Annotated in this window: 27 protein-coding genes; 16 read left to right on the plus strand and 11 right to left on the minus strand. The window is 68.0% G+C overall.

Annotation, left to right across the window (positions count from 1 at the left end):
- Window positions 1–54: 54 nt before the first annotated feature.
- Window positions 55–519, minus strand: coding sequence for a hypothetical protein (locus B9A95_RS26620; RefSeq protein WP_084050002.1), 465 nt, complete (start codon window positions 517–519; stop codon window positions 55–57).
- Between the two features lie 645 nt (window positions 520–1,164).
- Between B9A95_RS26620 and B9A95_RS32730 the strand changes: the two genes are divergently transcribed.
- The 3 genes from B9A95_RS32730 to B9A95_RS26630 are packed head-to-tail and all read left to right on the plus strand — an operon-like array spanning window position 1,165 to window position 2,515.
- On the plus strand, window positions 1,165–1,446 hold the full coding sequence (locus tag B9A95_RS32730) for a hypothetical protein (protein ID WP_139806994.1): 282 nt from the start codon (window positions 1,165–1,167) through the stop codon (window positions 1,444–1,446).
- Window positions 1,443–1,850, plus strand: coding sequence for a putative dsRNA-binding protein (locus tag B9A95_RS26625; protein ID WP_084050003.1), 408 nt, complete (start codon window positions 1,443–1,445; stop codon window positions 1,848–1,850). Before B9A95_RS32730 ends, B9A95_RS26625 begins: the two co-directional genes overlap by 4 nt.
- Complete coding sequence (locus B9A95_RS26630; RefSeq protein ID WP_084050004.1) at window positions 1,847–2,515, plus strand: HAD family hydrolase; 669 nt, start codon at window positions 1,847–1,849, stop codon at window positions 2,513–2,515. The genes B9A95_RS26625 and B9A95_RS26630 overlap by 4 nt, the downstream gene beginning before the upstream one ends.
- A gap of 207 nt (window positions 2,516–2,722) precedes the next feature.
- Here the strand turns inward: B9A95_RS26630 and B9A95_RS26640 are convergent, their stop codons facing one another.
- A complete protein-coding gene (locus tag B9A95_RS26640; protein ID WP_084050006.1) occupies window positions 2,723–5,320 on the minus strand; it encodes a transglycosylase domain-containing protein in 2,598 nt (865 codons plus the stop codon).
- Window positions 5,321–5,619: 299 nt separating this feature from the next.
- A complete protein-coding gene (dnaX, locus tag B9A95_RS26645) occupies window positions 5,620–7,866 on the minus strand; it encodes a DNA polymerase III subunit gamma/tau (RefSeq protein ID WP_084050008.1) in 2,247 nt (748 codons plus the stop codon).
- 221 nt (window positions 7,867–8,087) lie between these two features.
- Between dnaX and B9A95_RS26650 the strand changes: the two genes are divergently transcribed.
- The 5 genes from B9A95_RS26650 to B9A95_RS26670 all read left to right on the plus strand — a co-directional run bounded on the left by B9A95_RS26650 (window position 8,088) and on the right by B9A95_RS26670 (window position 12,789).
- Entirely contained in the window at window positions 8,088–9,164 is a 1,077-nt protein-coding gene (locus B9A95_RS26650; protein WP_170928780.1) for an SRPBCC family protein, read from the plus strand.
- A gap of 265 nt (window positions 9,165–9,429) precedes the next feature.
- Window positions 9,430–10,635: a CinA family nicotinamide mononucleotide deamidase-related protein gene (locus B9A95_RS26655; RefSeq protein WP_084050011.1), complete on the plus strand. Its 1,206-nt coding sequence runs from the start codon at window positions 9,430–9,432 to the stop codon at window positions 10,633–10,635.
- Window positions 10,632–11,375, plus strand: a complete 744-nt coding sequence (gene thpR / locus B9A95_RS26660) for an RNA 2',3'-cyclic phosphodiesterase (protein WP_084050014.1) — start codon at window positions 10,632–10,634, stop codon at window positions 11,373–11,375. Before B9A95_RS26655 ends, thpR begins: the two co-directional genes overlap by 4 nt.
- Window positions 11,372–12,442 carry a recombinase RecA gene (gene recA / locus B9A95_RS26665; RefSeq protein ID WP_084050017.1) on the plus strand — a complete coding sequence of 357 codons (1,071 nt, stop codon included), beginning with the start codon at window positions 11,372–11,374 and terminating at the stop codon, window positions 12,440–12,442. Before thpR ends, recA begins: the two co-directional genes overlap by 4 nt.
- Window positions 12,443–12,579: 137 nt before the next feature.
- Window positions 12,580–12,789: a type II toxin-antitoxin system prevent-host-death family antitoxin gene (locus B9A95_RS26670; protein WP_084050020.1), complete on the plus strand. Its 210-nt coding sequence runs from the start codon at window positions 12,580–12,582 to the stop codon at window positions 12,787–12,789.
- A gap of 73 nt (window positions 12,790–12,862) precedes the next feature.
- On the opposite strand, the gene B9A95_RS26675 is transcribed toward B9A95_RS26670, so the two are convergent.
- Genes B9A95_RS26675 through B9A95_RS26685 form a run of 3 tightly spaced genes read right to left on the minus strand, consistent with a single transcriptional unit; the run spans window position 12,863 to window position 14,678 of the window.
- Window positions 12,863–13,936: a GGDEF domain-containing protein gene (locus B9A95_RS26675; protein ID WP_084050022.1), complete on the minus strand. Its 1,074-nt coding sequence runs from the start codon at window positions 13,934–13,936 to the stop codon at window positions 12,863–12,865.
- Window positions 13,937–13,942: 6 nt separating this feature from the next.
- Window positions 13,943–14,338: an HD domain-containing phosphohydrolase gene (locus B9A95_RS36625; RefSeq protein ID WP_084050025.1), complete on the minus strand. Its 396-nt coding sequence runs from the start codon at window positions 14,336–14,338 to the stop codon at window positions 13,943–13,945.
- Entirely contained in the window at window positions 14,301–14,678 is a 378-nt protein-coding gene (locus B9A95_RS26685; protein WP_084050028.1) for a PAS domain-containing protein, read from the minus strand. Before B9A95_RS26685 ends, B9A95_RS36625 begins: the two co-directional genes overlap by 38 nt.
- Before the next feature lie 410 nt (window positions 14,679–15,088).
- On the opposite strand from B9A95_RS26685, the gene B9A95_RS34200 reads away from it, so the two are divergent.
- On the plus strand, window positions 15,089–15,253 hold the full coding sequence (locus B9A95_RS34200) for a hypothetical protein (protein WP_170928781.1): 165 nt from the start codon (window positions 15,089–15,091) through the stop codon (window positions 15,251–15,253).
- A 1,263-nt stretch (window positions 15,254–16,516) separates the two neighbouring features.
- Here B9A95_RS34200 and B9A95_RS26690 read toward each other — a convergent pair.
- Window positions 16,517–17,449 carry a biotin--[acetyl-CoA-carboxylase] ligase gene (locus B9A95_RS26690; RefSeq protein WP_084050031.1) on the minus strand — a complete coding sequence of 311 codons (933 nt, stop codon included), beginning with the start codon at window positions 17,447–17,449 and terminating at the stop codon, window positions 16,517–16,519.
- Window positions 17,422–17,850 (minus strand): tetratricopeptide repeat protein, encoded by a 429-nt coding sequence (locus tag B9A95_RS37310; RefSeq protein ID WP_212648387.1) that lies wholly within the window; start codon window positions 17,848–17,850, stop codon window positions 17,422–17,424. Before B9A95_RS37310 ends, B9A95_RS26690 begins: the two co-directional genes overlap by 28 nt.
- A 151-nt stretch (window positions 17,851–18,001) precedes the next feature.
- Here B9A95_RS37310 and B9A95_RS26700 point away from each other — a divergent pair, with 151 nt between their 5' ends.
- The 6 genes from B9A95_RS26700 (at window position 18,002) to B9A95_RS26725 (ending at window position 22,219) form a co-directional block, all read left to right on the plus strand.
- The gene (locus B9A95_RS26700) at window positions 18,002–18,427 is read left to right on the plus strand and encodes a Fur family transcriptional regulator (protein WP_084050998.1); all 426 of its coding nucleotides are present in this window, start codon (window positions 18,002–18,004) and stop codon (window positions 18,425–18,427) included.
- Between the two features lie 128 nt (window positions 18,428–18,555).
- Entirely contained in the window at window positions 18,556–19,212 is a 657-nt protein-coding gene (locus B9A95_RS26705; RefSeq protein ID WP_084050037.1) for a hypothetical protein, read from the plus strand.
- Window positions 19,213–19,327: 115 nt separating this feature from the next.
- The gene (locus B9A95_RS26710; protein WP_139806997.1) at window positions 19,328–20,005 is read left to right on the plus strand and encodes a MarC family protein; all 678 of its coding nucleotides are present in this window, start codon (window positions 19,328–19,330) and stop codon (window positions 20,003–20,005) included.
- A 72-nt stretch (window positions 20,006–20,077) separates the two neighbouring features.
- Window positions 20,078–20,638 carry an HNH endonuclease gene (locus B9A95_RS26715; protein ID WP_084050040.1) on the plus strand — a complete coding sequence of 187 codons (561 nt, stop codon included), beginning with the start codon at window positions 20,078–20,080 and terminating at the stop codon, window positions 20,636–20,638.
- A 344-nt stretch (window positions 20,639–20,982) separates the two neighbouring features.
- Window positions 20,983–21,549, plus strand: a complete 567-nt coding sequence (locus B9A95_RS26720) for an HD domain-containing protein (protein ID WP_084050043.1) — start codon at window positions 20,983–20,985, stop codon at window positions 21,547–21,549.
- 97 nt (window positions 21,550–21,646) lie between these two features.
- Window positions 21,647–22,219 carry a WGxxGxxG-CTERM domain-containing protein gene (locus B9A95_RS26725; protein WP_084050045.1) on the plus strand — a complete coding sequence of 191 codons (573 nt, stop codon included), beginning with the start codon at window positions 21,647–21,649 and terminating at the stop codon, window positions 22,217–22,219.
- 77 nt (window positions 22,220–22,296) lie between these two features.
- Here B9A95_RS26725 and B9A95_RS26730 read toward each other — a convergent pair whose 3' ends face one another.
- Window positions 22,297–22,761 carry a response regulator gene (locus B9A95_RS26730; protein WP_425429983.1) on the minus strand — a complete coding sequence of 155 codons (465 nt, stop codon included), beginning with the start codon at window positions 22,759–22,761 and terminating at the stop codon, window positions 22,297–22,299.
- Window positions 22,762–22,863: 102 nt separating this feature from the next.
- Window positions 22,864–23,559 (minus strand): response regulator transcription factor, encoded by a 696-nt coding sequence (locus B9A95_RS26735; RefSeq protein WP_425429970.1) that lies wholly within the window; start codon window positions 23,557–23,559, stop codon window positions 22,864–22,866.
- 339 nt (window positions 23,560–23,898) lie between these two features.
- On the opposite strand from B9A95_RS26735, the gene B9A95_RS26740 reads away from it, so the two are divergent.
- Window positions 23,899–25,593, plus strand: a complete 1,695-nt coding sequence (locus B9A95_RS26740; protein WP_084050048.1) for a ribonuclease J — start codon at window positions 23,899–23,901, stop codon at window positions 25,591–25,593.
- Between the two features lie 107 nt (window positions 25,594–25,700).
- On the opposite strand, the gene B9A95_RS26745 is transcribed toward B9A95_RS26740, so the two are convergent.
- A complete protein-coding gene (locus tag B9A95_RS26745; RefSeq protein WP_084050051.1) occupies window positions 25,701–25,883 on the minus strand; it encodes a hypothetical protein in 183 nt (60 codons plus the stop codon).
- Window positions 25,884–25,932: the final 49 nt, after the last annotated feature.

The raw sequence follows: 25,932 nt of genomic DNA on the forward strand, positions 1-25,932 counted from the left end.
AGCAAGAGGGCATGGACGAACTGTCTACGGCCTTATTCTTCCGCCTCTTTTCCTCTAACGCCGCGTGAGCGTGCAGGTCCCCAGCCGAAGCTCTGCCGCAGCCGCCTTCAGGTCCGTGGGAGTGCGGGCGACGCTTGCCACCCCGAAGGCGTCTCCCAGGCGGGCCGAGACTTGCGCCAGACCACCGCTGACGAGGACACCCGGCCAGGAGGTCTGGCCCTTCGCGGGCGACAGACTCACGCAGGCGAGGGCCAGACCTCCGGCTTTTGCCTCCACCGTATCCAAGGCCACCAACGAGGGCACCGACGCGTCATACAGCAGGCTTCCCCGGTCGGCGCGGTAGGTCCAGGGCTGGCCTTTCGGGGCCTCGCGGGTCAGGCGCAGTACGCTCCGAAACTGCTCGCCATCGGCCGTCACGCCGGCCAGGATCCAGACCTGACCGGACTGCACCGGCGAGGGCTGTGCCTGGGCCAGCGCGGGCGAGGAAAACAGGAGCAGCGAAAGGAGCAGGGCGCGCACACTTCAGGTTACGCCCCAGCGGGGAGGACGCAGCGTCCTCCCCGCCGCACCTGTTGGCGCGCTTGTCCTCGCCCACGTGCAGGTCACGGATTACTGCACCCACGACGCCCTGCACTTTCCCCCTGGTTTCTGGGACGGCGTGACCGAGGAGAAACGGGCCGCCGACTGACAGGCGTGGCGAGGGGAACACCCGGACGACGCCCTGCGGACCGGGACGAAAAGGCGCGTGGTGGGCCACGTGCTGCCGCAAGCGCGGGGCCAGGGGCATGGAGCGGCCCTGCCGCGGCGGTTCGGACGCCCCGAGAACAAGGTGCGGCGAGCGCCGCCCTTTTCACACTGCAGGAGAGCCCGGTGTGGAGCGCTGGGCGGTCAGGAAGTCGCCACGCTGGAACAGGACGTGGTGGCTGGCAGGTACGGGGGGTGGTCTCCCTGTGGCCCGGCTCCGGCCCGACGCTGACGCACTGCTGGAGCGCCTGACCGGGCACGCACAGGAGGAGGGGCCCGCGCTGTACCCTACCCCCACGGCGGAACCTGCCTTCCAGTGAATCACCGAGAAAGAGGACCTGCGGACCGAGGCCAAAAACCCCTACAAGCGTGAGGATGGGGCGGGCTTCGTGTACCGGCTGCACCCGCAGGCCCGGGACAGTGAAGAACGCTCCTCTGGTTGCGGGCAACATTGTCGCGGCCCTTCACGCTGACGCTCCCAAGCATGCAGGCCGCCTCTTCCCCTCCGGCGTGAAGCGCTCCGCTGAGGAGGGCGCCACAAGCAGCGAGCATCTGCCTCCATGCGGCGGAGCGGGGTGGGTACTCAGGGAGTTGATCGGTCACGGCGAGTTCTTTCTGCCCTGCCTGAACCGTACGCTGACCACCGACGGAATGTACGGCGGAGTCCTGTGGCCTGTCCCAGACGCTACCCTACCCCCATGAACGCCAACGCCAAGGGAGACCTGATCGCGCGCCTCCTCACGCTGGGGCTGGGCACCCCCACCTTCGAGGCGGTGGCCGAGGGACCGCCACACGACCGCCACTTCCAGGTCACGGTCCTGACGGGCGGGCATCCGCTCGGACAGGGCGAGGGCCGCAGCAAACGCGACGCCGAACGTCAGGCAGCCGAGGCGGCTCTGGAGCGGCTGGACACACCGGGCATGCTCCCCACCGCTCCGGCAGGACGCTGGCCCATCTACGCGGCTGTCCTGGAAGGAGCGCTGGAAGTGGCCCTGGACCTCGCCCCCGAGGAGGCAACGCTGGACGACGTGCGCCGGGACGCGGCGCGGCTCTACCGGGAGCTGCTCGCGGACCTGGGGCATGGCCCGGAAGGAGGGGAAGCGTGACCCTGCCTCTTCCCACCCGCCCAGCGGGCGTGCTGTTCGACATGGACGGCGTGCTGACCGCCAACAACCTCTTTCACCGCCAGGCGTGGCAGGAGGTGGCCGCCGAGGTCCTGGGCCTGCAGCTTACCGAGCACGATCTGGACACCAAGGTGGACGGGGGCCGCAATCCCGAGATCATCGAGCGCCTGACCGGGCGGTACCCCAGCGAGGCGCTGGCCGCACGCTTTCATGAGGTCAAGGAGGGCCGTTACCGTGACCTCGCCCGTGGGGCGCTGCGCGAGGTGGAGGGCCTGAGCGCTTACCTAACAGCACTGGAGGAACGGGGCATTCCCTTCGCCCTGGTCACGAGTGCGGACCGGGTAAATGTGGAATTTGGGATGGAGGCGCTGGGCCTGGGCCACCGTTTCGGGCCCCGGATTCTGGGCGAAGACGTGACGCGCGGCAAACCGCACCCCGAGCCCTTCGAGCGCGGGGCGGCGCTGCTGGGCCTCAACCCCCACACCTGCCTGGCCCACGAGGACGCCGTCAATGGAGTGCGGAGCGCGGCGGGCGCGGGCTGCACGGTGGTGGCGCTGACCACCACGGCCACCGCCCCAGCCCTGCTGGCCGCCGGAGCCGTTCAGGCCGTCCCAGACTTCACGGACTGGACATCCTGGCTGACGTGAGGGGTAGGGCATGCAGGGGGCAAGACCGCCCTCGTGACGCGGGAGGGCGGGGTACTGGCGTTCACCGAGGTCCGCCGCTGAGGCCCCGCGCTGCCCCGACCCACCTGGTCCGTGAGCACGGCCGTAACGATTTGCCCTGCCGCCTGGAAGTGCTGACCACCGGCGGCCCGCCCCAGAGAGGCAGGTAAAATCGTCGCCGCTGGAGGGCTAGAACGCCGGGGGAGGGTCCTGCTCGCCGCCGCCGTCCTGTGAAGCGGCACCGGGAACGGTGGAGTCGTCGGCTCCGCCTGCGTTCTCCGGCTCGGGTTCAGGGAGCGGCTGGGGGTCCTCGGGCTGCACCTCCGTTCCGCCCAGGGGCACGGGCGTGGGGAGCGGCTCGGGTTCGGGGGTTTCCGGGGGCAGGACCGAGGGGTCTGGGCTTCCCTGACCCGCGTCCGCTGGCGTGGATGGCTGCGACGCTGCGGTGGAAGGAACCTCCTGACCAGCGTCCTCGACCGCAGCCCCAGGCGCGGCCTCCGGGGTAGAGGTGTCCGGCGTGGGATCCACCTGAACCGGAGTTGCCTGATCCTGCGCCGGGTTCAGTCCTCCTGCGCTTACCCCTCCCGCGCTCACCCCTGCCGAGTCCGGCCCTTCCGAGTCCGGCCCTCCCAAGTCCGGCCCTTCCGAGTCCGGCGCGGGCTGCTGCGCGGTTCCGGGTTGCTGGGCGGAGGGCTGGGGTACGGGTTCGGGCTCGGGCGTGGGGGCTGGGTTGGACCGGCGGCCAAACAAGCCTCCGCCGCCCGAATCCCTGCGGGTGCCGTCGTGCGCAAGCTGTTCCTCGCCAAGCTGTTCCTGCCGGAAGGCCATGTTGACCTGCCGCACCACCTTGTACCCGATGCCCGGCGGTTCCAGGAAGGTCTGCCGGGGTTGTCCAGCGAGCGCACCCGCCACCGCCTGCTGCCATACGGGCGTGGGGACGTCGCCGCTGTAGGCCCAGCTCGGCAGCGAGCCGCCGCCCTGCTTGCCCACCCACACGGCCCCCACCACCATGGGCGTGACTCCGGCAAACCACAGGTCCTTCACGTCGTTGGTGGTGCCGGTCTTGCCGCCCACGTCCCAGCCGGGAATCTGGGCTTTCGTCGCGAGGCCGCCCTGGGCAGGCGTGAGGTCATTCACCACGCCGCGAATCATGTCCAGCCCCAGCCACGCGGCCCGAGCGTCCCACACGCGCTTGCCTGCAGGAGCAGAGCGGGCGTACAGCACCTGCCCGCGCGCGTCCTCCATGCGGCGCACCAGTGAGGGCGCGTAGTACAGGCCGCCGTTGGCAAAGGCGGCATAGGCGGCGGCCATCTGCAGGGGGCTGGCCTCCAGGGTGCCGATGCTCAGCGACAGGCCCGCGTCGGGGGGCGGCGTCAGGCCCAGCTCGCGCAACTTGGCTCCGAAGTCGTCCATGCCCACTTCCTGCCCGATGCGGACGGTGGGCAGGTTCAGGCTGTGGTCCAGGGCGTAGCGCATGGTAACGAAGCGGCCCGTCCAGCGTCGGTCATAATTCTGCGGCTGATAGCTGCCGGTCAGGGGCGAGTCGAGCACGGTATCGCTCTGCTTCCAGCCCTTTTCGAGCGCCAGCGTGTACAGCAGCGGCTTGATGGAACTGCCCACCTGCCGCCGCGCCTGGGTGGCGTTGTTCCAGTCGCTGGGCCGCCCGCCCACCAGCTTCTGCCCCACCAGGGCGAGCACTTCGCCATTTCTGGGACTGACCAGCGCCGCGCCGAGGGTGGCTCCACCGGGCAACTGTGCGTTCAAGCTCGCCTTCTCGGCGGCCTGCTGGGCCTTCAGGTCCATGCTGGTGTAGATTTTTCCGCCGCCGTACAGGGCCTTGCGCCCGATTTTCGGCAGCAGTTCCCGCTCTACGGCCTGCATGTAGTGGAGGTACTGGTACCGGTTCACGCCCTGGGCCTGATCCGAAGCGGCGATGTTCTCGCGGATGCGTTCGGGGCGCTCCAGCCGTGCACTGGTGACGGTGCCGTCTCCCTTCCAGGCGATGCGCCAGCCCGCCGGGTAGATGGGCGTTTTCCACGCGGCTTCGGCCTCGGCCTGGGTCACGCGGCCGTCCTCCACCATGCGGGCCAGGAGGTTTTTCATCAGGGGCCGGTACGCCTCGAAGTTCTTGTACCGCCGGTTGGGTGCCGGCACGATGGTGGTGAGGTACACGCTCTCGGCGAGGTTGAGTTCCGACGCGCTCTTCTTGAAATAGGCCCGCGCCGCTGTCTCGGCGCCGATAATGTCGCTGCGTCCCCCGTTGCCCCAGTAGATGACGTTGAGGTAGGCGTTCAGAATCTGGTCCTTGTTGAAGTTGCGCTCCAGCTGGTAGGCCAGCACCGCTTCCTTGAACTTGCGTTCGGCGGTGCGGGCGCTGTGCAGGTCCGAGAGCAGCGTGTTTTTCACCACCTGCTGCGTGATGGAAGAGCCGCCCTCCAGATCGTTTTTCAGTACGCCTTTGATCAACCCGCGCGCGATGCCGATGTAGTCCACGCCGTGGTGCTCGTAGAAGCGGCGGTCCTCGCTGGTTACGATGGCCTTTTGCAGCCAGGGGCTGACCTCTCCGAGTTTGAGCAGATGGCGGTTCTCGCTCGCGCCGCTGCCCAGGCTGGGCGTCAGGGTGCCCACGAACGTGCCCTGGCGGTCATACACCCGTGTCTGGCCGCTAAACTCCAGCACATCGAGGTCCGAAACGCTGGGCAGGTCACGCCCCCAGGTCCACCACAGGCCGCCCGCGCCGCCCACACCCAGCAGGAGAAGAACACCCAGGCCCGTGAAAAACCGCATGGCCCTCATCTTACCGGCCGGGCGTGTGGGGCCGGGCGGTCCGGGTCACGGTGGGGGCAGCGAACGGGTGGGAGACACATCTTGCTCCGCAGCGTAGCTGCGCCGGGCCGGGCCCGCATCCACCCTTTGCATGACTTCCAGGGTCCCCTCTCTGCGGGCTGTTCCAGCCGCCCCTGCGCTGCGCGCAGGGGCCTTTTCCAAGCCAGCAGGACGCGCAGCCGCGCCTTCAAGCGTTGGAGTCAAGCAAATTGACGTTCCCCGCCATCCTGGCGAGCGCAGCGACAAGCTCTTCCCTGCCCTTACGCCTCCTCGTCCTCCTCCCCTTCCCCCGAGGGCACTGACGCCGCCTGCACCCGCCGGTTCTTCCCGATCTCCCGCACCCGCCCCGAAAACCGCCCCTTGATCTCCTCGTACATGGGATGGGCGCGGATATCACCGGGACGGCCGGGCGCTGCCGTTTGCACCGGGGCTGGAGCCGCCGCCCGGGGAGCCGGAGCAGTCCGCATAGGCACGGCGTCGGCAAAGGGCGCGTCTTCCAGGGTGGGGGGCGGTCCCCCCACCTCCCCACCGATGTCCCCCCAGTCGGGCTCCTCGCTGATTGCCTCCACGATATACAGATCGCGGACTGCACCCAGCGGGGAGAGGCGGTCCCCCCCCTGTGCGTCAGCGGGCGCGGAAGGACCAACCGCGTGTTCCCCCTCCCAGGGCGCGTCTCCGGCCTGGGGCAGCGGTGCGGGAGCCACGTCGTCCGGGCTGGGCGGCGGAGCGGGACGCAGGGGCGCGGGCGAGTCGAGGACAGCGGCAACGGCGCGGACCTGGGAGCGCTCGGGCTGGGCAGCGGACGTGGTCCTTTCCAACGGCTCGAACGCCGGACCCCGTGAGGCACGTGGGCGGCCCGTCGGCTCAAAGGCGGGAATCTCGGCCGCGACCTTCTGGGCAAGTGGCGGGGCGGCGGGTTGTGGCTGGGACCGGGTGGGCGCAGGCGCAGTCTGAAGAGGCGCAGCCTCGGCCACCGGAACGGGTCGTCCCCCTCCCCCACCGCCCGGGCCGTCCAGGTTTACCCGCCGTCCACCCTCAGGGGCAACCAGCTCGAAGGTCACGGGTCCAAAGACTTTCAGTACCAGTCCGGCCACCTCGTCGAACTTTCCGGCGATCTGCTTGGCGTGGAAGCTGCTCTTCTCGTCGTAGGACAGGCTGACGTAACCGGGCTCGGCGTGCATCCGGGCGGGCTTGAGAAAGGCGCGCAGCTGCATGCTCGCCTGCCGGGTCACGTCCGCCCAATTGCCGGAGACGTGGGCCAGGGGTGAAGCCGCTGCACGGGTGGAAGGAGGCGCAGGATCGGCTTCCGGGGCAGGCGCACGGCCGCGCGCTGGCGGGGGGAGGGGCCCATCGGCAACCGGGGCCCGGGTCCCCTCGGCGCGCAGTCCGGCGACTTCCTTTTCCAGCCGCGCGAGGCGCTGCGCCACATCCGCCGGAGCGCTGGCACTCGCCGCAGCCCCTCCCCCATCCATCCCCGCCTCGGCGGCCAGGAGCGCGTGCGTCAGGGCCAGTTCGAGGCTGAGCCCATCCGCCGAACGGGCAAAGCGCGACTCCTGCTGGTCCAGGGCGGCCTGCAATTTGAGGAGTCGGGGCACGTCGGCCCCCTCCAGCCCCTGGCCTTCCAGGCCGAGTTCGGCGTGCAGGGCGTCCGAGAAGGCGGCCACCAGGCCCTCTACCACCGTGCGGGCCGCGAAGCCCTCGCGGTAGAGGGTGGCCGCGCCCGTGATCGCCGCGCCCGCGTCCCCCAGCACGAGCGCCCCGGCAATGCCGCGTACCCGTTCGCCGGGCGGTAGGCCGAGCGCCTCCTCCACCGCCGCCTTCGTGACCGCAGTGCCCGCCGCGAGCATCCGTTCAAGCAGGCTCTCGCCGTCGCGCATGGCTCCGTCCGCAAGGCGGCCGATGAGGTGCAGCGCGTCGCTGTCGGCGCGCATCCCTTCGCGCTCGGCCAGGCCCGCCAGTTTCCCGGCGATCTCCTCGGGGGTCAGGCGGCGAAAGCGGTAGTGCTGGCAGCGCGACAGGATGGTGGGAATGATCTTTTCCGGCTCGGTGGTGGCCAGGATAAAGATGACGTGGCCGGGCGGCTCCTCCAGCGTCTTGAGGAGGGCGTTGAAGGCCGCGCGGCTCATCATGTGCGCCTCATCGAGGATATAGATCTTCTTGCCGCCGCGCATGGCTGCCAGCGATACCTTCTCGCGCAGGTCCCGCACGTCGTCCACCGAGTTGTTGCTGGCCGCGTCGATTTCCAGCACGTCGGGGTGCGATCCCGCCCGCACCGCGAGGCAGCTCTCGCACTCGCCGCAGGGTTTGGGCGCGGGCCCCGAGCAGTTGGCGGTCATGGCGATCAGGCGGGCGGTGGTGGTCTTGCCGACGCCGCGCGGTCCGGAAAAGAGGTAGGCGTGTCCCACGCGCCCGGCTTCCAGCGCCGTCCTGAGAACGTCCTTGACGTGTTCCTGCCCCACCACCTGCTCCCAGCGGACGGGCCGGGCGCGCTGGTAGATGGCGCTCACCTTGGCCTCCGGGCCAGCAGGGCGCAGAGGGCGGAGGGCCGAGGGCCGACAGCCTCTCCCCGTGGCGTTTTTTCTGCCTGTCGCCTCGCCCTGACCATGCCTGACCCGTTCACCTGCCCAGTGTAGCGGCGCGCGGGCGCAGCCTGCCGTGAGGCAGAACACCCGGGGCCTGCTACGTTGAGGACATGTACCGGTTGGGCGGGGGGCCATACGCGAGGGGCATGTTGAGCGGAACGCTCGCCGGAGTGGGTTACGGTCTACTCGTGTACCTGTGGCTGCACCGGCTCAATGGGAGCGTGGGCGTGATGGTGGCGACGTACCTCTTCGCCGTACCGTTCGTGCTCGGCCTCCTGTCGGCGCAGTTCGTTTCCCGGACGCTGACCGTGCCTTCCCCGCCCGCCCCCGCGGAGCGAGAGTCCAGGGGAGACGCGCCGCCAGCGAGCGGCGCCTGGGGAGAGACGCCCGCGCCGCCAAGTCCCTTCGTGGAAGCCCTGAAACTCTCCGCCGTGACGGTGACCTTTTTCCTGGTGGTGGCGACGGTAACGGGCTTTGAAGGCGTGCTGTGCGCCGTACTCGCCGCGCCTGCCATGTACGTGATGGCTGCACCGGGAGCCCTGCTGGGAATGGCGCTGAGGCAGTGGCGGCAGGGGCCCCGGACCGGCGCGCTGCTGTTTGCCCTCTCGCTGCCCGCCGTACTGGGTCCTCTGGAACAGACGCGGCCTCTGGGCAGTGAGTACCGCACCGTCGCCAACGACATCACCATTCAGGCTCCGCCCGGCGCGGTGTGGACGCAGATTCGCTCCGTACCCCGGATTGAGAACCGCGAGATTCACGCGGGCTGGGCCCACCTGATCGGCCTGCCGCGTCCGCGTGAGGCGGTGCTCGTGGGCTCGGGCGTCGGCGCTGTGCGCATCGCCACCTTTGACGGGGGCCTGCGCTTTCGCGAGACCGTGACCGACTGGGCCCCCGGACGGCGGCTCTCCTTCCGAATTCAGTCGCAAGACCCCGGTAACCTGGACCCCCACGTGCGGGTGGGCGGACGATTCTTCGATGTGCTGAGCGGCACCTACACCCTGGAAGAAGTCCGGCCCGGCGTCACACTGCTGCATCTCAGCAGCACGCAGCGCGTCAGTACGCATTTCAATGGATACACCGCCTTTTTCACGCGGGCGATCATGCACGATCTCCAGCGCACCATTCTGCACGTGATCAGGACGCGGACCGAGGACGACGCCAGGACCGCCTCAGCGCCCGGCCGAGCGCCCGACACCGCCAGCGTCCCAGCACGGCCCCTGTAGGAGGGACGGCGCAGGCGGCCCGCAGTTCGGGCAAGACGTCGGGAGTCACGCGGGCCGCCCAGCCCTCCAACCGGAACAGTTCAGCGGGCCGGGCGCCATGGGACAACAAAGCGAATTCGCAGGGAAGGGCGGCGCGAGGACGCCCGCAGTTCCCCGTCGCCATTCCTTGAACTTTGCTCCCCCTGCCCTCTCCATGCCCGTACACTCGGAGGATGGACCCCCTAGCCACACGTTTCGCCATCACCTATACTCAGGCGAGGTTGTTATGCTCCTAGCAGAAATTATCAGTGTAGGAACAGAGCTGCTGTTTGGCGAGATCGTCGACAGCAACGCCGCCTACCTTGCGCAACAACTCGCGGCGCGCGGCGTCACGCTGCACCGCAAATCCGTGCTGGGGGACAACCTGGCGCGGGTCACAGACGGCATTCACCTGGCCCTCTCCCGCGCCGATCTCGTTATCCTGGGCGGCGGCCTCGGCCCCACCGACGATGACCTGACGCGCGAAGCCATCGCGGCAGCCCTGAATGAAACGCCGCACGAGGACCCCGGGCTGCTCACCTGGCTGGAAGGACTGTATTCCAGCCGGGGCCGCGCCATGCCGCAGGTAAACCGCAAGCAGGCGTGGTTGATTCCCAGCGCCGAGGCCCTGCCCAACCCGGCAGGCACTGCGCCGGGCTGGTTTGTACGCACCGCAGGCAAGATCATCATTGCCCTGCCCGGCCCACCCCGCGAGATGAAGCGCATGTGGCAGGAGCAGGTGCTGCCCCGGCTGCCGCTGCCCACGCAGGCGCTTTTCACCGTCACCCTGCACACCCAGGGCATTGGTGAGAGCAACGTGGCCGAACTGCTGGGTGACCTGACGAAAGCCGCCAACCCCAGCGTCGCCACCTACGCGCGCAAGACAGGCGTAGACGTGCGGGTGGCCGCGAGTGCGGCCACGGCGGAGGAGGCGCAGGCCCTCGCTGCCCCCGTGCTGGACGCGGTGCGAATCAGGCTGAAGCGCTGGACCTGGGGCGAGGACGGCGATACGCTGGCCGGAGCCGTCACCCGCGCTCTGGCCGGACGCAGCCTCGGCGTGATCGAGGCCGGAAGCGCTGGGGCGCTCTCGCTGCTGCTGGCCGACGAGCCCGGCTTTCTGGATGCGGCGGTTACCGTGGATCACGCCCGCCTGATCACCCTGGGACTGACCCCCGTGACACTGCGCGATCAGGGCGTGGTGAGCGAGGCGGCGGCGCTGGAACTCGCGGTGGGTGCGCGGGAACACCTGGGGGCGGATGTGGGCCTCGCGGTGGTGACTGCGCCGGGCGGACAGGGCGCTGGGCAGACGTATGCCGCCATCTCGGGGAGAGGCGTGGAGCACGTCATTCACGTCAACTGGCCCGGCGACGCGGCGCAGATCCGGGAACGCGCTGCCGTGGCGGCCCTCGCGCTGGCCTTGCGCAGCCTGCGTCCCGCAGAGGTGCAGGCATGAAGATTCGCAAGACGCCGCGCCCGACGCAACAGGCAACGGGTCAAACCGTGGAACGTCCGGCGGTCAGACCGCAGCGGCCAGGGCCCGAAACCCCCGCCGCCTCCCCCGAAGCGCGGGAAGCCTATACGCCCACCCTCCGCCTCTTTTTCGCGCTCAAGGTGCCCAGTGAGATTTCCGCCGCGCTGGCCGAGGCGCAAAAGGGCCTGCGTGGCAACTGGCGGGCGGTCCGCGCCGACCAGCTTCACATCACCCTCGCCTTCCTGCCTGGCGTGCCACCAGAGAAGGTGGATGATCTCAAGCGGCTGGGCGCGGCGCTGACGAAAGGCGTCCCGCCCATGCAGGTCCGGCTGCGCGGTACCGGTTACTTTCCCAACGAGGGCAGCCCCCGCGTGTGGTTTGTGAAAGTGGAGGCCGAGGGGCTGACCGAACTGGCCGCCGCCCTGCGCGTGGGCCTGGCCGAGCTGGGCATTCCCACCGACGAGCTGCCCTTCAAGGCACACGTCACGCTCGCGCGCAAGAAGGGGCCCGCTCCCCGGCTCTCGCCCCTCACCTTCGATCTGGGCTGGCAGGCGGGGAACACTGTGCTTATCCGCAGCACCCTCCGTAAGACTGGACCGATCTACGACACCGTGAGTACATTCCGCTTTCGCGGAGCGGTCAGTGACCAGCGGTCAGCCAGCAGCGAAGAAACCACAACCGACTTCCCAGAATCCACCCCCCTCACCCAGGAGACGCCATGAGCAAGGACAGCACCAAGGAATTCGGCACCCCCGCGGACAGCAAGGAGCGCACCAAGGCCATCGAGACGGCCATGAGCCAGATCGAGAAGCAGTTCGGCAAGGGCAGCATCATGAAGCTCGGCGCCGAGAGCAAGCTCGACGTGCAAGCGGTCAGCACGGGCAGCCTGAGCCTCGACCTCGCGCTGGGTGTGGGCGGGATTCCGCGCGGGCGCATCACCGAGATTTACGGCCCCGAGTCGGGTGGCAAGACCACGCTGGCGCTCTCGATCATCGCCCAGGCCCAGAAGGCGGGCGGCACCTGCGCCTTTATCGACGCCGAGCACGCGCTGGACCCCGTCTACGCCCGCGCCCTGGGGGTCAGCACCGATGAACTGCTTGTCTCGCAGCCCGACAACGGCGAGCAGGCGCTGGAAATCATGGAACTGCTCGTCCGCTCGGGCGCCATCGACGTCGTGGTCGTGGACTCCGTCGCCGCATTGACCCCCCGCGCCGAGATCGAGGGCGAGATGGGCGACTCGCTGCCCGGCCTCCAGGCCCGCCTGATGTCGCAGGCCCTCCGCAAGCTGACGGCGATCCTGTCCAAGACGGGCACCGCGGCCATCTTCATCAACCAGGTGCGCGAGAAGATCGGCGTGATGTACGGCAACCCCGAAACCACCACGGGCGGACGGGCGCTGAAGTTCTACTCCAGCGTGCGCCTGGACGTGCGCAAGATCGGCCAGCCCATCAAGGTGGGCAACGACGCGGTGGCGAACACCGTCAAGGTCAAGACCGTAAAGAACAAGGTGGCCGCGCCCTTCAAGGAAGTTGAGCTCGCGCTTGTCTACGGCAAGGGCTTCGATCAGCTCTCGGACCTCGTGACGCTGGCGGCCGACATGGACATCATCAAGAAGGCCGGCAGCTTTTACTCCTACGGTGACGAGCGCATCGGCCAGGGCAAGGAAAAGGCCATCGCCCACATCGCCGAGCGCCCGGAGATGGAAGCCGAGATTCGCGCCCGGGTTTTGAACAGCATCAAGGAAGGCCGCGTGGGCGACGTGGCGAGCGTGGCGGCCGTCGCGGAGTAATGCCTCCGGGAAGGGGACCCCTCCCGGCACGCCTCCACCCGTTGGGGGTAGAGGCGTGCTTTACATTGGGCGGGTAAGGAAAACGAGAGGCTGGGCGTGCCATCTTCGGTTCATCTCAGTTCACGGAGGTCTTCCCCATGATTCAACCGCGTGCCCCCTGGTCCTACACCGAAGCGCAGAGCCACCTGCAAGAGCTGCTGGAACGTGCCGCCGACGGCGAGCCGCAGCGCATCGTACAGCCTGACGGCAGCGTCATCGTCGTGCTTGCCACCCGCACTTCGCAGGGTGCCCGGCTGATGCGGAGCACCACGGTCAGCCCCGCCACACCGCACGTCTCGGACGAGTAACCCGACGAACCGCCCGGGAGAAGCAGGAGTCGCGCTTTCGGGCGCGATTTTTGCGTTCCCGCTCTGGAGCGGGCTACGCTGCCCGCACCTGATTGCGCCCGGCAGCCTTTGAGGCGTACAGGGCCTCGTCGGCGCGCCTTAGCAACCCGCTCACGTCCTCGCCGGGGAGGGCCTCGGCGACGCCGAAGCTGGCAGTGACGTGCAGGCCCGGCCCATAGACCACCTCGGCGACAGACAGCCGCAGCCGCTCGGCCACCACCGCGCCGTCTGCCAGGCGGGTGCTGGGCAGCACCACCAGGAATTCCTCACCGCCCCAGCGGCCCAACAGGGTGTCCCGGCGCAGGGCCGCCATGCCTGCCGCGACCGTTCCGCGCAGCACCTCGTCGCCCGCGTCGTGCCCGAAGGTGTCGTTGACGCGCTTGAAATGGTCCAGATCGAACAAGATCACCGTCAGGGGTTCCTGGCGCTCAAGGCCCGCCGCCAGCCCCTGCATCAGGCGGCGGCGGTTGGGTGCGCCCGTCAGGGGATCGAGATAGGCGGTGCGGGCCTCGCTCTCGGCCTCGCTGATGGCCGTGACGTAGCGGTCTTGCAGCACGCCGAACAGCACGAAGAAGCTGATAAAGGTGACGTGCGCCAGAAACACCTGCACCAGCAGCGCCGACTGGTCCCGCTTGACGTCCAGGGGAATCTGGTCCGAGAGGCCAAAGGCCACCCCCACGCCCGTAAGGACGGCCAGCAGCGACGCCGATGCCCCCAGCGCCACTCGCCCCGGAAACGCCAGAAACGCCACGATGTAGGCCAGCGGCAGCCAGTACGAGTAGATGCCCAGGCCGTTGGCCGCCTGCTCGAACAGCAGGGACCGGGCCAGCTTCCAGACCCCTGCCCCCGACAGAATCAGGAAGTACAGCCCGCCCACCAACGCCGTGTGCCGGGGAAAACGCCGCAACCACAGCAAAAAGAACAGGTTTTTGACCGCCAGAACGAACAGCCCGATTTGGTCCACCACGCTCCAGCCGATGGGAAAGGCCACCAGCACGGCGAAGACCGAGGTCGCCAGCGAACTGAACAGGATGGCCGTCAGCGCTGCGTGCCGGAACTTCTGCTCGTGCGGAGCCTGAGAGGTGGTGCGGCGCGGAGACCAGAACACGTTGCCTCAGGGTAGGGCAAGGCCCCTGACAGAACCCTCGCAGCTCCCCAACAGTCCCAGATCCAGCAAAAGGGAGGGCAAGTGAAACCGGAGGGGCCTCAGCAGTCTTGCTGGCCTGCAGGGAACACCGGAGCCGGGGCAGACCCCCATGATGCGCGAGAACGCTCTGGCCAGGTGGAAACAGAACAGCCGGTTCATCTGTGCCCCGGTCTCCAGGAGGGCCGCCTCGACGGGCCAGGCCTTCTTGTCCGGACGCTCGCTGGTGAGGGCACCGAAAACGCCGCACACGGAAAACGCCCGTGCCAGGAAGGGGATGCTTTCTCCCGCCAGCCCCAGGCGATACCCGGGGCCGTCCCACCATTCGTCATGAAATCCGGTCACGTCCAGCGCCGGCGCGGACATGTTTGGAAGGCGCAGGCCCCACCAGGCACGGGCCCTGCGCCTGGTCCCGCTGGAACCCTTCGAGATAAACGAACAGACCGTCCACACGGGGCGCGACCACCGCGCGAAACCAGACCTGCGCCTGAGAAGTGAACGGGACGGTGTCCAGGGGCTGTTCGGCGGCGAGGGCCTGCTGCGCGGTCAACGCGTCGCCAAGGGCGCGGCCCAGCATGGCAGAAGCCTCCCGCCGCAACGTGGCCGCATTGGCGAAGGTGACGCGCAGGTCGCGGTCCAGACCACAAACCGCCTCCGGGAGATGCTGGGGGCGCCCCTCAAGGGCTTGAAGGGCCGAGGGCTGCACACCCACTCCCGAAAAAACGGCTGGGCTTGCGGTGCTGGGGAGCCCCGGACTGGCGGAGCGGTCCTCAACAGGTCTACAGCAGGGGGGCCGGAAACCGCAGCGGCCCCGTGGGAAAGCCGCTGGAGGCCCCTGATCCGCGCCGCGCCCAGCAACCCTGTTGATGTTCTTGCGCCCAACACATCAACCTTTGGGCGGACGCCTCCGCCGGGAGACGGCGAGCAGAATGGGGCTCTACGCTCCGGGGAGGCCCCCGCACGTGAGCGCACCAACAACCCACAAGGCGACAAGGCCCCCTGTCAAGAAAAGGGGATAGGTTTGAAGCTCTTTTTCAAGTCGCTGAATTATTTTAGAGCATTGGTTCGAATGGCCCCCCGGGTGGAAGGGCAGCCCTCACGGCGTCATTCTCCCCCATGCCCATTCAAGTTCGCTCACCGGGCTCGGTCAAAAAGAAGTCCACCCCTGGACACCTGCTCGAACTGTACTTCGGGGAATATTCACAGGCCGCGCAAAAGCCAGCCGAGACGGAACCCGGCCTTGTCGGCCTGAGCTCTCAGGAGCAAATGGTGCTGTGTTAAACCCCCGGATCTGGGTTTCACGATTGGCGCCGTGACTCCATTCCTCCGCCAGGCGGAGGTGGACGACGCATCGTGGCCCTTCACCGCCAGTCCCTGCCCTCACGGACAGAGGGCGGCGGCAGCTCAGCGAATGGGCGCGGGGCCTTGCGACGCGAGCGAAAGTCGTCCTGCTGAGTGCGGAGAAACCGGCGGCCACCCTGGGTGAGACCGGTGCAGTGGTGGAGCTGTGTGATGACACGGCAGGGATGCGGCGCAAGAGGTCCGCGCAGGACCGACGCGCCGGTCTTCCAGATGCACCGAAGCGTGGTGCCCCTCGGACCAGAGGAGACGCAGACGTCGGGCGGGTGGTCCGACTCACGCTGGACACGCTCCCGGAGAACGCCACACACTGGAGTACGCGGAGCATGGCGAAATACAGGGGACGGACGCAAAATGCGGTGTTCCGGATCTGGAAAGCGTTTGGGCGCCGTCCTCACCTGTGTCTTCGTTCAAGCCGTCAAAAGATCCGCTGCTGATCGAGAACGTGCGGGACATGGTCGGCGCCACCCGACCCGGCCGTGCGGTGTGTGGACGAGAAGCCCCAGAGAGCGGGCAAGTCTGACGTTCCCAATGCGTCCTGGGCAAGAGGAGCGGACGGGGCACGACTCTGTCCGTCATGGCACCACAACCTTGATTGCTGCGCCAGGTGCCAAAGTTGGAACGGTCATTGCGCAGTGCTCTGGCAGACACCGTGCCCCCCAGTTCAGGAACTTTCCCGATGTCGTCGGTACTCGGCGAGGTTCACGTCATTCTCGACGATGACGTCACACAAGGCCAAAGTGATGCAGGACCGGGTGCTTGCCCATCCCCACTTTCACTTCCATTTCACGCCCACGGGCGGTTCCTGGCTCAATCTCGTGGAGTCCTGGTTCTCGTTACTGAGCCGCTTGCGGCTCAGACGGGGACACTTCAAATCGAAAGGCGAACCCGAACGAGCAACTGAGGCCTTCGTCGCCCAGAACAGCGAGCACCCGACATCTTCCGTATGGACCAGGTCTGGCGGTGACATTCTTCAAAGCGTCAAGCGCTTTTGTGAGGGCCAGCTTCCCCTGCAAAACACCCAGGAAACCTCCCCATCAAACCACCGAGTACGTATCTTTACAGAAGTAGAGCAACGCGCTATATGCCATTGGATCCGGCGTTTCTCCTCCACCGGGCCTGTGAAGGGCCTTCCTCAGTGCCAGGTGCTGGACTCGCACATTTTCTCGTGGGGGTTTCATTCGCTCAGCTTTTCCGCCCTCCAAGCTTCCCCACCACCTCTACATCCCCGCCATACGCCGTCACCCTCTCCCCTGCCGGCGTCCGAATCAGCAAACTCCCCTGTCCATCCAGATCCATGGCCACGCCGCGCAACTCTCCGCGCGGGGTGCTGACCTTTACTTCGCGTCCCAGCGTCACGCTCGCCGCCTTCCAGGCATCCAGCACCTCGGTGGCGGGGGCGGAGAGCCAGCGCTCCAGTTCGGCCAACAACCGGCCCAGCAGGGCAGCGCGGGTGAGGCCGGGCACCCATTCGGTGAGGTGGGCGGCGTCCATGGGGGCAGCGGAGACGTTCACGCCGATGCCCAGCACTGCCCGCCGCGCTTCCTCACCGCGCAGATCGGCCTCCAGCAAAATGCCCGCCAGCTTCCGGCCATCCGGGGCCAGCAGGTCGTTGGGCCACTTCAGGCCGCTGGGTGTGCCAAACGAAGCGCAGGCGGCGTGCAGGGCCACCCCGGCTGCCAGCGGCATGAGGGAGAGTTCCGGCAACGCCAACGGCCCCACCAGCAGCAGGCTGAAAGCGAGGGTGCCGTGTGTGGTGTCCCACACCCGCCCCCGCCGCCCGCGCCCGGCTGCCTGCCGCTCGGCCACGACGACAGCGCCGTGGGGCGCAGGGTCTTCAGGATCGTCCGCCCACGTCCGCGCCTCATCCTGCGTGCTGCCCAGGGTCCCCCGGTAGCGCAGCGACCGCCCGAAGGCGCCCGTGATCGGCACGAGGCCCGGAGCCGGCGTGCCCGGCGCGAGCGCGTACCCGCCGCGCGTGGTCACGATGGGCACACCTTCCTCGCCCAGACGCCGCGCCAGCGTGTTCACCGTGACCCGGCCCACGCCCAGCCGCTCGCCCAGCGCCTCCCCGGACTGAGGCAGATCGGTCAGCAAGGGCAGGAGTCGCTCGGGCATCCCCCAAAGTGTGCGCGGAGGTGAGGCCAGGAGGCAAGCAGGTCTGGGACGAAGGACCCAGGCTGTGGGATCAGCGGGGCCTCGGCGAGAAAGGCGCTCCCCGCGTCGTCGAGGTGATCGGGCCCCGCAGTCTCCTCTGCGCGGAGGAGGCGAACGCCCTCGGCGGCCTCACCCACGTTGCGCCGCGAAATGGCGAGCTGAACCGCGGCCCGCCGTTCGCCGGTCAGCCCCAGGTCCAGCGCCTCACGGCAAAGGCCAATGGCCCGGTCCGGGTGGCCGGTGGAGTCGAAGGTGGCGCCCGCCCCCAGAAGGCCACAGCACTGCCTGCGGACAACTCGGTCGCCAGCACATTCATGCGCTCCAGAACCGCGGAAGCATCGAGTTGATCCAGGGCGCTCCACAGGGCCGCGGGGCGCGGTCAGGAGGGGTTATGCCTTCACCGTGCTGGTACATACCCGGAAACGCAGCCGCTGGGCGCCCCATTCCCCACCCCTCTTCCAAACCGTGACCGCCGCGTCAGGCACGCGCCGAGGCGTCTGCTATCCTCGCTTCATGACGATGCTGCGCCAGACCCGGCAGAGACAGGCCGTCATCGAGGTGTTGCGCGCGTCGCGGGCACACCCAGATGCCGCCTGGATTCACAGCCAGGTGCGCGGCGTGCTGCCCAGCGTAAGCCTCGGCACCGTGTACCGGACCCTGGACGCCCTCGTGCGCGACGGGGTGGTGGTCACCCTGGAGCGCGCCGGGCAGGCCACCCGCTACGACTATAAGCGCGCAGGCGAGGACCACCACCACGCCGTCTGCCGCACCTGCAGCGCGATTTTCGATGTGGACGCGGCCCTGGTGCCGGCCATCTCGCCTGCGGGCCTGCCGCCCGGCTTTCAAGTGACGGCCGTGCGGCTGGAATTTATGGGGGTATGCCCCGAATGCGCGGGGATGGGGCAGGGAGTCAAACCATCTGAGGGTCACACCATCTGACCGCCAAAAGTGGTGGCATGTCCTCACTGTAAAAGCCGGATCTCCTCGTTGGCCCAGTTGCCCACCACAGCCAAGCCGCCCACATCCCGGGGCACCTGACCTGCCCCCCCCCGCGCTAGCCTGCCGGCATGACCGCACCCGCCGCGACGCGCTTCTCCCTGCTCCCGTCTTTTCTGCTCGGGTGGGCCCTGGGGGCGGGGCTGTTCCTGCTGGTGCGTGCGGCTGGGTTGGCCCTGCTGCAGGGCCCCTGCCAGGGGCGCACGATCCTGGCCCTGCTGATGCCGCTGCTGCTGGGGCCGGGCGGGCTGGCCCTCACGGCAGCCAGCTGGACGCGGGGGCAGGCGCGGGGGGCCGTGTTCGGCCTGGGCCTGGTGGTCGCCTCCCTGTTTCCGGCGCTGGGTGTGGGCGCGCGCGACATCGGGCTCCTGCGCGCCTCGGGATGTGCGGGAGGGTACATGCTCGTGCTTCCGCAAGGAGGCGGCCGTTCGCTCAGCGAGGTGAACGTCGCTCCGGGAGGAACGCTAAACCTACGGCTGCAGGTGGGCGGATATACTCCGCAGTCGCACCCCGGCTCCTTTGCCCTGCGGGCTGCCAGCCCCCAACCGGGCCTGACCCTGACCCTGCCCCAGGCAGAGGCGCAGGCCGGGGAGAACGTTCCGCTGCAAATCACGGCGGCGCGGAGCGTTCCCGTCAACACCTACACCCTGGACCTTGAGGGTGTGCAGAAACGGGCAGGCCAGACCTACCAGGCCTCGGGGACCATAACGGTGAACGTGCGGCCCTGACTCCGGGAGGGGGACGTGTGCCCGCCAGGAGGGGTGGTACGGTGGACGGTGTGCCCGGCCCGCTGCTCTCCCCCACCATGACGCGCCCCCCCCTCTCCGTGGGGAGGTTACGGCCATGAGCAGCCTGGCGCAGCAGGTGATCGCCACCACGTCCCAGACCTTTTTAACGATGCTGGTGGTGATGGACCCGGTGGGCCTCGCCCCCCTCTTTATCGGGCTGGCGGGAAACCGGCCCGCGTTCGAGCGGCGTCGGGTGGCCCTCAAGGCGACGCTGGTGGCCGGAGGCATCATTCTGTGCTTCGGGCTGTTCGGGCGGGCGCTGCTGGAGCACCTGGGTATCAGCCTGAGTGCCTTCCGGGTGGCGGGCGGCATCCTGCTCTTCCTCATTGCGCTGGACATGGTGTTTGCGCGCCCCAGCGGCAGCAAGGAAACGCCGGAAGAGGAGCAAGAAGCCCACGAGCGCCAGGACATCAGCGTGTTTCCCCTTGCCATTCCGCTGATCGCCGGACCCGGCACGCTGGCGAGCATCATGATTCTGGCCGCCGACGCCCATGGGCAGCCGACGCTGCTGGGCGTGGTGTTTGCCGTGACCTTCGGCGTTCTGCTGCTGTGCTACCTGGCCCTGCGCCTGTCGGGGCAGATCGCGCGCGTGATCGGCGTGACGGGCGTGCACGTGGTCACCCGCGTGCTGGGCGTACTGCTCGGCGCGCTGGCGGTGCAGTACATCGCCGACGGTACCCTCGAATTCCTGCGCGGCAGCGCGGCGGCGAGCGTGCGGGGCGGGGGCCTCTAGCCGTTTGCCTTCAGCCCATCTAAGCGAACTGGCTCAACATTGACCTGACCCCCGCGCCGTAGACTGCCCCTTGTGAACCCGTTAGCGAGCGTGACGAGAGAGGAGGCGCGCGGCCTGCGTGTGGTGCCGGACCTGAACGCGCCGCGCGTGCTGGTGCTGAACGCGTCGTACGAACCCCTACACGTGACGAGCGCCAAACGGGCGATCACGCTGCTGCAGTACGGAGTGGCCGAAACGCTGGAATACAGCAGCGACGTGATGCGCTCGCCCAGCACCATTCTGCGCGTGCCGTCCGTCATTCGCCTGCGGCGGTATGTACGCCGCCCCCGCGTGCATCCCATTCCCTTCAACCGCCGCAACGTGCTGAGGCGCGATACCTTCACCTGCCAGTACTGTGGCTCCGCCGAGGACCTCACCCTGGACCACGTGATGCCCCGGTCCCGCGGTGGGCGGCACAACTGGGACAACGTGGTGACCGCCTGCCGCCCCTGCAACCAGCGCAAGGGCAACCGTACCCCTGACGAGGCCGCCATGCCCCTGAGGACCCGCCCCCACGCTCCCTCCTTCGGCGTGTATGCCCACGGCCAGTTCGCCTACTGGCAGCCCGAGTGGAGCCGGTACATCGGGCAGTAAAAGCGCAGGGAGCAAGGGCAGAGGGCCTATGCACAGGCCCTCTGCCCTTGCTCCCCCCACCTGCGCTCCCCGCAGCCACGCCCAACCCCAGAAGCTCTGGCAGGACCGGTGCAGCAGCGTCAGCAGGGCCAGTAGGGTCTGCACGCGCCGCTGAGCGTTCGAGCGCATGTGTCCAAGTGCGGACTTCTTTCTGACCGGGCCCGGCGAGCGAACTTGAATGCCTATGGGACTGATCACGCCGGGGGCCATGCGCCCGCCACCTTGCCTACAGCCGCACCGCTCGGTCCTTACCACATCCTCCTGACTTCCCGCAGGACGCCTCGCCCCTCCCCTACACTGCCGCCATGAACCGTAATCAGGCCTATGCATTGATGCTCGAACACACGCCCTCGGCGTCGCTGCGGCGGCACATGCTGAATGTGGAAACGGCGATGCGCTGGTATGCCCGGCACTGGGGCGAGGACGAGGAACAGTACGCTGTGACCGGCCTGCTGCACGACTTCGACTACGAGCTTCATCCGGATGAACACCCCACCTGGGGCGTGGCGTACCTGCGCGAGCATACCGACGCTCCGCCCGAGGTACTGGACGCCATCCTGGGCCACGCGACGTACACCGGCGTGCCCCGGGAAACGCGGCTGGCAAAGAGCCTCTTTGCGGTGGACGAGCTCACCGGACTGGTGCAGGCGGCGGCGCTGATTCGTCCGGACCGGGACGTGCGAGGAGTTGAACTGCCGAGCCTGAAAAAGCGCTTCAAAAACCGCGCCTTCGCGGCAGGCGTCAACCGCGACGAGGTGGAGCAGGGCGCGCGGGAACTGGGCGTGGACCTGGACGAACACCTGGGAAACGTATTGAGGGCCATGCAGGAGGCCGCAGCGGTGGAAGATGAAGGCCCCGGGCAGGCCACATGAAGGGCACCTGGGCCCAGCGCTCAGGAGACTGCCATCTGGGGAAATCAGACTGGCGTCAGTAGATGCGCCGCCCTGGCGGGCGCCTCAAGGAGACCCCATGAACAAGACCCTTCTTAGCCTGGCCCTGATCCTCGCTGCACCCACTGCCCTCGCCACTGCACCCAGCGGACAGTACCTCCAGGTGCAGGACACCAGCACCAGCAGCACCGACACGACGGGAACGGACACCACAGACACCGGCACGGCCGACGACACCGGCACCAGCGACACCACGGACACGGCCAGCACCACCACAGACGCGCCCACCGATGCCAGCGGCACCACAGACACGACGGGAACCACGGGTACGGACGGCAGTGGCAGCACGGCGGCCAGCGGCTCCACCGATGCGAGCAGCACGGACACGGGCTCTACTGACGCCAGTTCCACGGACGCGAGCACGACGGACACCAGCAGCACCGACGCGTCGAGCACGGACGCCAGCACCACAGACGCGAGTACGGCCACGAGCAGCACCACGGTGAACAACGACAACGGCCCCGGCTTCCCCTGGGGCTTACTGGGCCTGCTGGGTCTGGCCGGACTGGCGGGCCGCAGCCGCCCCACCCCCACGGTGCACACCACCACGACGACCACCGGCAGCACCCACAACAACGCAGACCGCCGCTGAGAGGCGAGAGGCAAGGTGCTCCGGAACAGATCTGTTCCGGGGCACCTTGCCTCTCGTCAATTCTGCGGTGGAGGCCTTCAGGCGCGGGGCGGAAAGCGCACGAAGGTCAGCCAGAAGTCCTCGAAGGCGCGGATGGCCTGAAGGAAATTGTCGAAGCCCACGGGCTTGACCACGTATCCGCTGGCGTGGCGGCTGTAGGCTCCCACGACGTCATCTTCGGCCTGACTGGTCGTGAGCATGACCACGGGAATGGTGGACAGCTCGGAATCGGCCTTGATCTCGGTCAGCACCTCCAGGCCGTTCTTGCGCGGCATGTTGATGTCGAGCAGGATCACGTCCGGGCGCGGAGCCTCGCGGAATTCGCCTTCACAACGCAGGAAGCGCAGGGCCTCCACGCCGTCGCGCACCACGTGAACCCGGTTGGGCACCCGGGCATCCGCAAAGGCTTCCTGCGTCAGCAAGACGTCCGGCTCGCTGTCCTCCACAAGCAGAATTTCGATAAAGGGGCGGGAGACGGGCGAATTACCGGGCGACATGAGCATCACGGGGAAAAGGGGACACGACCATTAGACGGGCCCATGGTACGGCCTGTCCCCAGGTGTCCACCCAGATGGGGGCAAAAAGACCTCTGCCCCACGTCATGCTTAGCCTCGCAGCGCGTAACCGACCCCACGGACGGTCCGCAGCAGGCCGTAGCCGTCGAGGTCGCGCAGCTTGGCGCGCAAGTTCGCCATATGCACGTCCACCACGTTACTGCCCTCGGGAAGGCGGCCCTGCCAGATTTCCTGCCCGATCTCCTGGCGCGAGTACACCCGGCCAGGCTGGCGGATCAGCAACGCCAGAATGTCGAACTCCTTGGGCGAGAGCCGCAGCTCCTCGGCCTTGTAGGTCACCAGACGCTTTTGCGGATCGAGCGTCAATTCACCCATGGTCAGGCTCTCGGAGATGCGCTGACGCAGCTGCACCTTCACGCGGGCCAGCAGCTCGTCGGGGTGAAAGGGCTTGATCAGGTAGTCGTCGGCCCCGAGGCCCAGCAGCCGGACCTTCTCGTCGATGGTGTCGCGGGCGGTCAGCACGATGATAGGCACGGCGCTGTTCTTGCGCAGCCTCTGCACCACGTCGCCACCATCGAAATCGGGCAGGCCGAGGTCGAGCAGCAGGAGGTCCGGGTGGTCTTCACGCGCCCGAATCAGGCCGTTCATGGCCGAGTCGGCGTGTTCGACGGTGTATCCGGCGTCGGTCAGGTCCATCCTCAGCACGTTGGCAATGTCGAGGTCGTCCTCAATCACGAGAATCCGTTGGGCAGTCACCCGTTCATGATAGCCGCCCCAAGCCTCCATTTCCGTCTCACGTCTCTGATGGGCACCAAGGAAACGGGCGCACGCCGACGCGCACACGCCGCGCCGCGCGTTTTCCCGGGGTGATGGCGCGCGGGCAAGGGAACGGCACGGCCCGGAAGCCCTTGTGCTACCCTGGGTGCACTGCGCCCACACGCGCCTCAGGTGCCTGGGTGACACAATCCGCTGACCTGGGCTGCGCCACCGCGCGCGGCTGCACCATTCAAAACGCACCGCCCAACGCGCAAGACATTTCTATTTCTGCACGAGGCACCTCGCACAAGGCACTCCCAGCGCTGGTCTTCAGCCCCCGTCCGAGGTGCCGTGCCCCCGGAGAACCACATGACCCAACCCGGCAAACCCTCCCAGAGCCGCCCGAACGGCGGGGCCACGCCCGATACCGCCCCGCACCTCGAAGTCATTCCGCTGGGCGGCATGGGCGAGATCGGCAAGAACATCACCGCCTACCGCTACGGCGACGAGATCATGGTGGTGGACGGCGGCCTCGCCTTTCCCGACGCGCACCAGATGGGCGTGGACCTGATTATCCCCCGCATCGACTACCTCCAGCAGCACGCCGGACTGATTAAAGGCTGGATTCTGACCCACGGCCATGAGGACCACATCGGCGGCCTGCCCTACATCCTGCCCCGGCTGCCCCGGGTGCCCGTCTACGGCGCGCCCCTCACGCTGGGCCTCGTGCGCGAGAAGTTGTCGGAATTCGGCATCAAGCCGGGTGACGTGGACCTGCGGGAGGTAGACCTCGACGCCAACGTCAAGATCGGCAAGAGCTTTCAGGTGCAGTTCGTCCGCATGACGCACTCCATCCCCGACAATGCGGGCTACATTCTCACCACCCCGGTGGGCCGGATCGTGCACACGGGCGACTTCAAACTCGACGAGGAACCCAGCGACGGCAGGCTCAGTGATCTGGCGCGCATCGAGCAGGCGGGCCGAGAGGGCGTGCTGCTGCTGATCTCCGACTCCACGAACGCCGAGCGCCCAGGCCGCACCGTCAGCGAGGCGGAGGTGGCCAGGAACCTGGAAGACCTCATCAGCAAGTGCAAGGGACGCGTCTTCATGACGACCTTCGCGTCCAACGTCCACCGCATCGGCAACGTGATCAAAATTGCCCACCGCCAGGGCCGCCGCGTGGTGATGGAGGGCCGCTCCATGCTGAAGTACGCGCAGGTGGCGCAGGGCCTGGGGCTGATGGAGCTACCCGAGCCGCTGCTCGCCAACGACGAGGTGGGCAGCCTGCAAGACCAGCAGGTGCTGTACGTCTGCACCGGTTCGCAGGGCCAGCCCATGAGCGTACTCAGCCGACTTGCCTTCGGTAACCACGCCAAGATCGCGCTGCGCCGGGGCGACTCCGTGATCCTGTCCAGCAACCCGATTCCAGGCAACGAGGAAGCGGTGAACCTCGTCATCAACCGGCTGTACGAACTGGGCGTGGACGTGTACTATCCGCCCGCCTACCGGGTCCACGCCTCCGGCCACGGCTCGCAGGAGGAGCTCGCTACGGTGCTCAACTTGGCGCGGCCCAAGTTCTTCCTGCCCTGGCACGGTGAGCCCCGGCACCAGATCAATCACGCCCGGCTGGCGCAGACCCTGCCTCGCCCGCCCAAACGCACGCTTATTGCGCGCAACGGTGACGTGGTGCGCCTCGGGGCCGACGAGTTCCGCGTGACGGGGACAGTCCCCGCAGGCGGCGTGTATGTGGACGGCCTCGGGGTGGGCGACGTGGGCGACGATGTGCTGCTCGACCGCTCCAGCCTCAGCCAGGAGGGCGTGGTCATTATGACGGCGGTGCTGCACCCCACGCCGCACGTCGAGATCGTCTCGCGCGGCTTCGTGCGCGCCAACCGCGATCTGGACGCCCAGATCCGGCGCGTGGCTCTGGAAGCGGTGGAGGGTGGCGTGCGCGAGAAAAAGCGCCTGGAGGACGTGCGCGACGACATGTACGGCGCGGTGCGGCGCTTCCTGCGCAAGGTCACGGGGCGCAACCCGGTCCTGATTCCAATGATTGTGGACTAAAGAGCGCACAGAGCAGGAGGCCGGGAGAGCAGACGCTCTCCCGGCCTCCTGCTCTGTGCATTGCGGGCAAAGAGCGTGGAAACAGCGCTGCGCGCTGTACTCCCGCGCTATTCCTCGACGATGGTGGTGGTCGTCGTGGTCGTCGTCTCCGCGACGGGCGGCGGAGCGGGACGCTCCTCATAAACCTCGTGTTGCTCGGTGCGGGTGTGCGTCTCGCTCGCCGTGCCCCCATTCGAGGAATGCGACTCGGTGACTTCGTGGTGCTCGGTAACAGTGCGGTCATCCGTCATGGTCTGGACCTCCTGAAAGTTGGACTGGACCTCCAGGGTAGCCCTGAGC

This window comes from Deinococcus hopiensis KR-140 (assembly GCF_900176165.1).
GTDB classification, from domain to species: Bacteria; Deinococcota; Deinococci; order Deinococcales; family Deinococcaceae; genus Deinococcus; species Deinococcus hopiensis.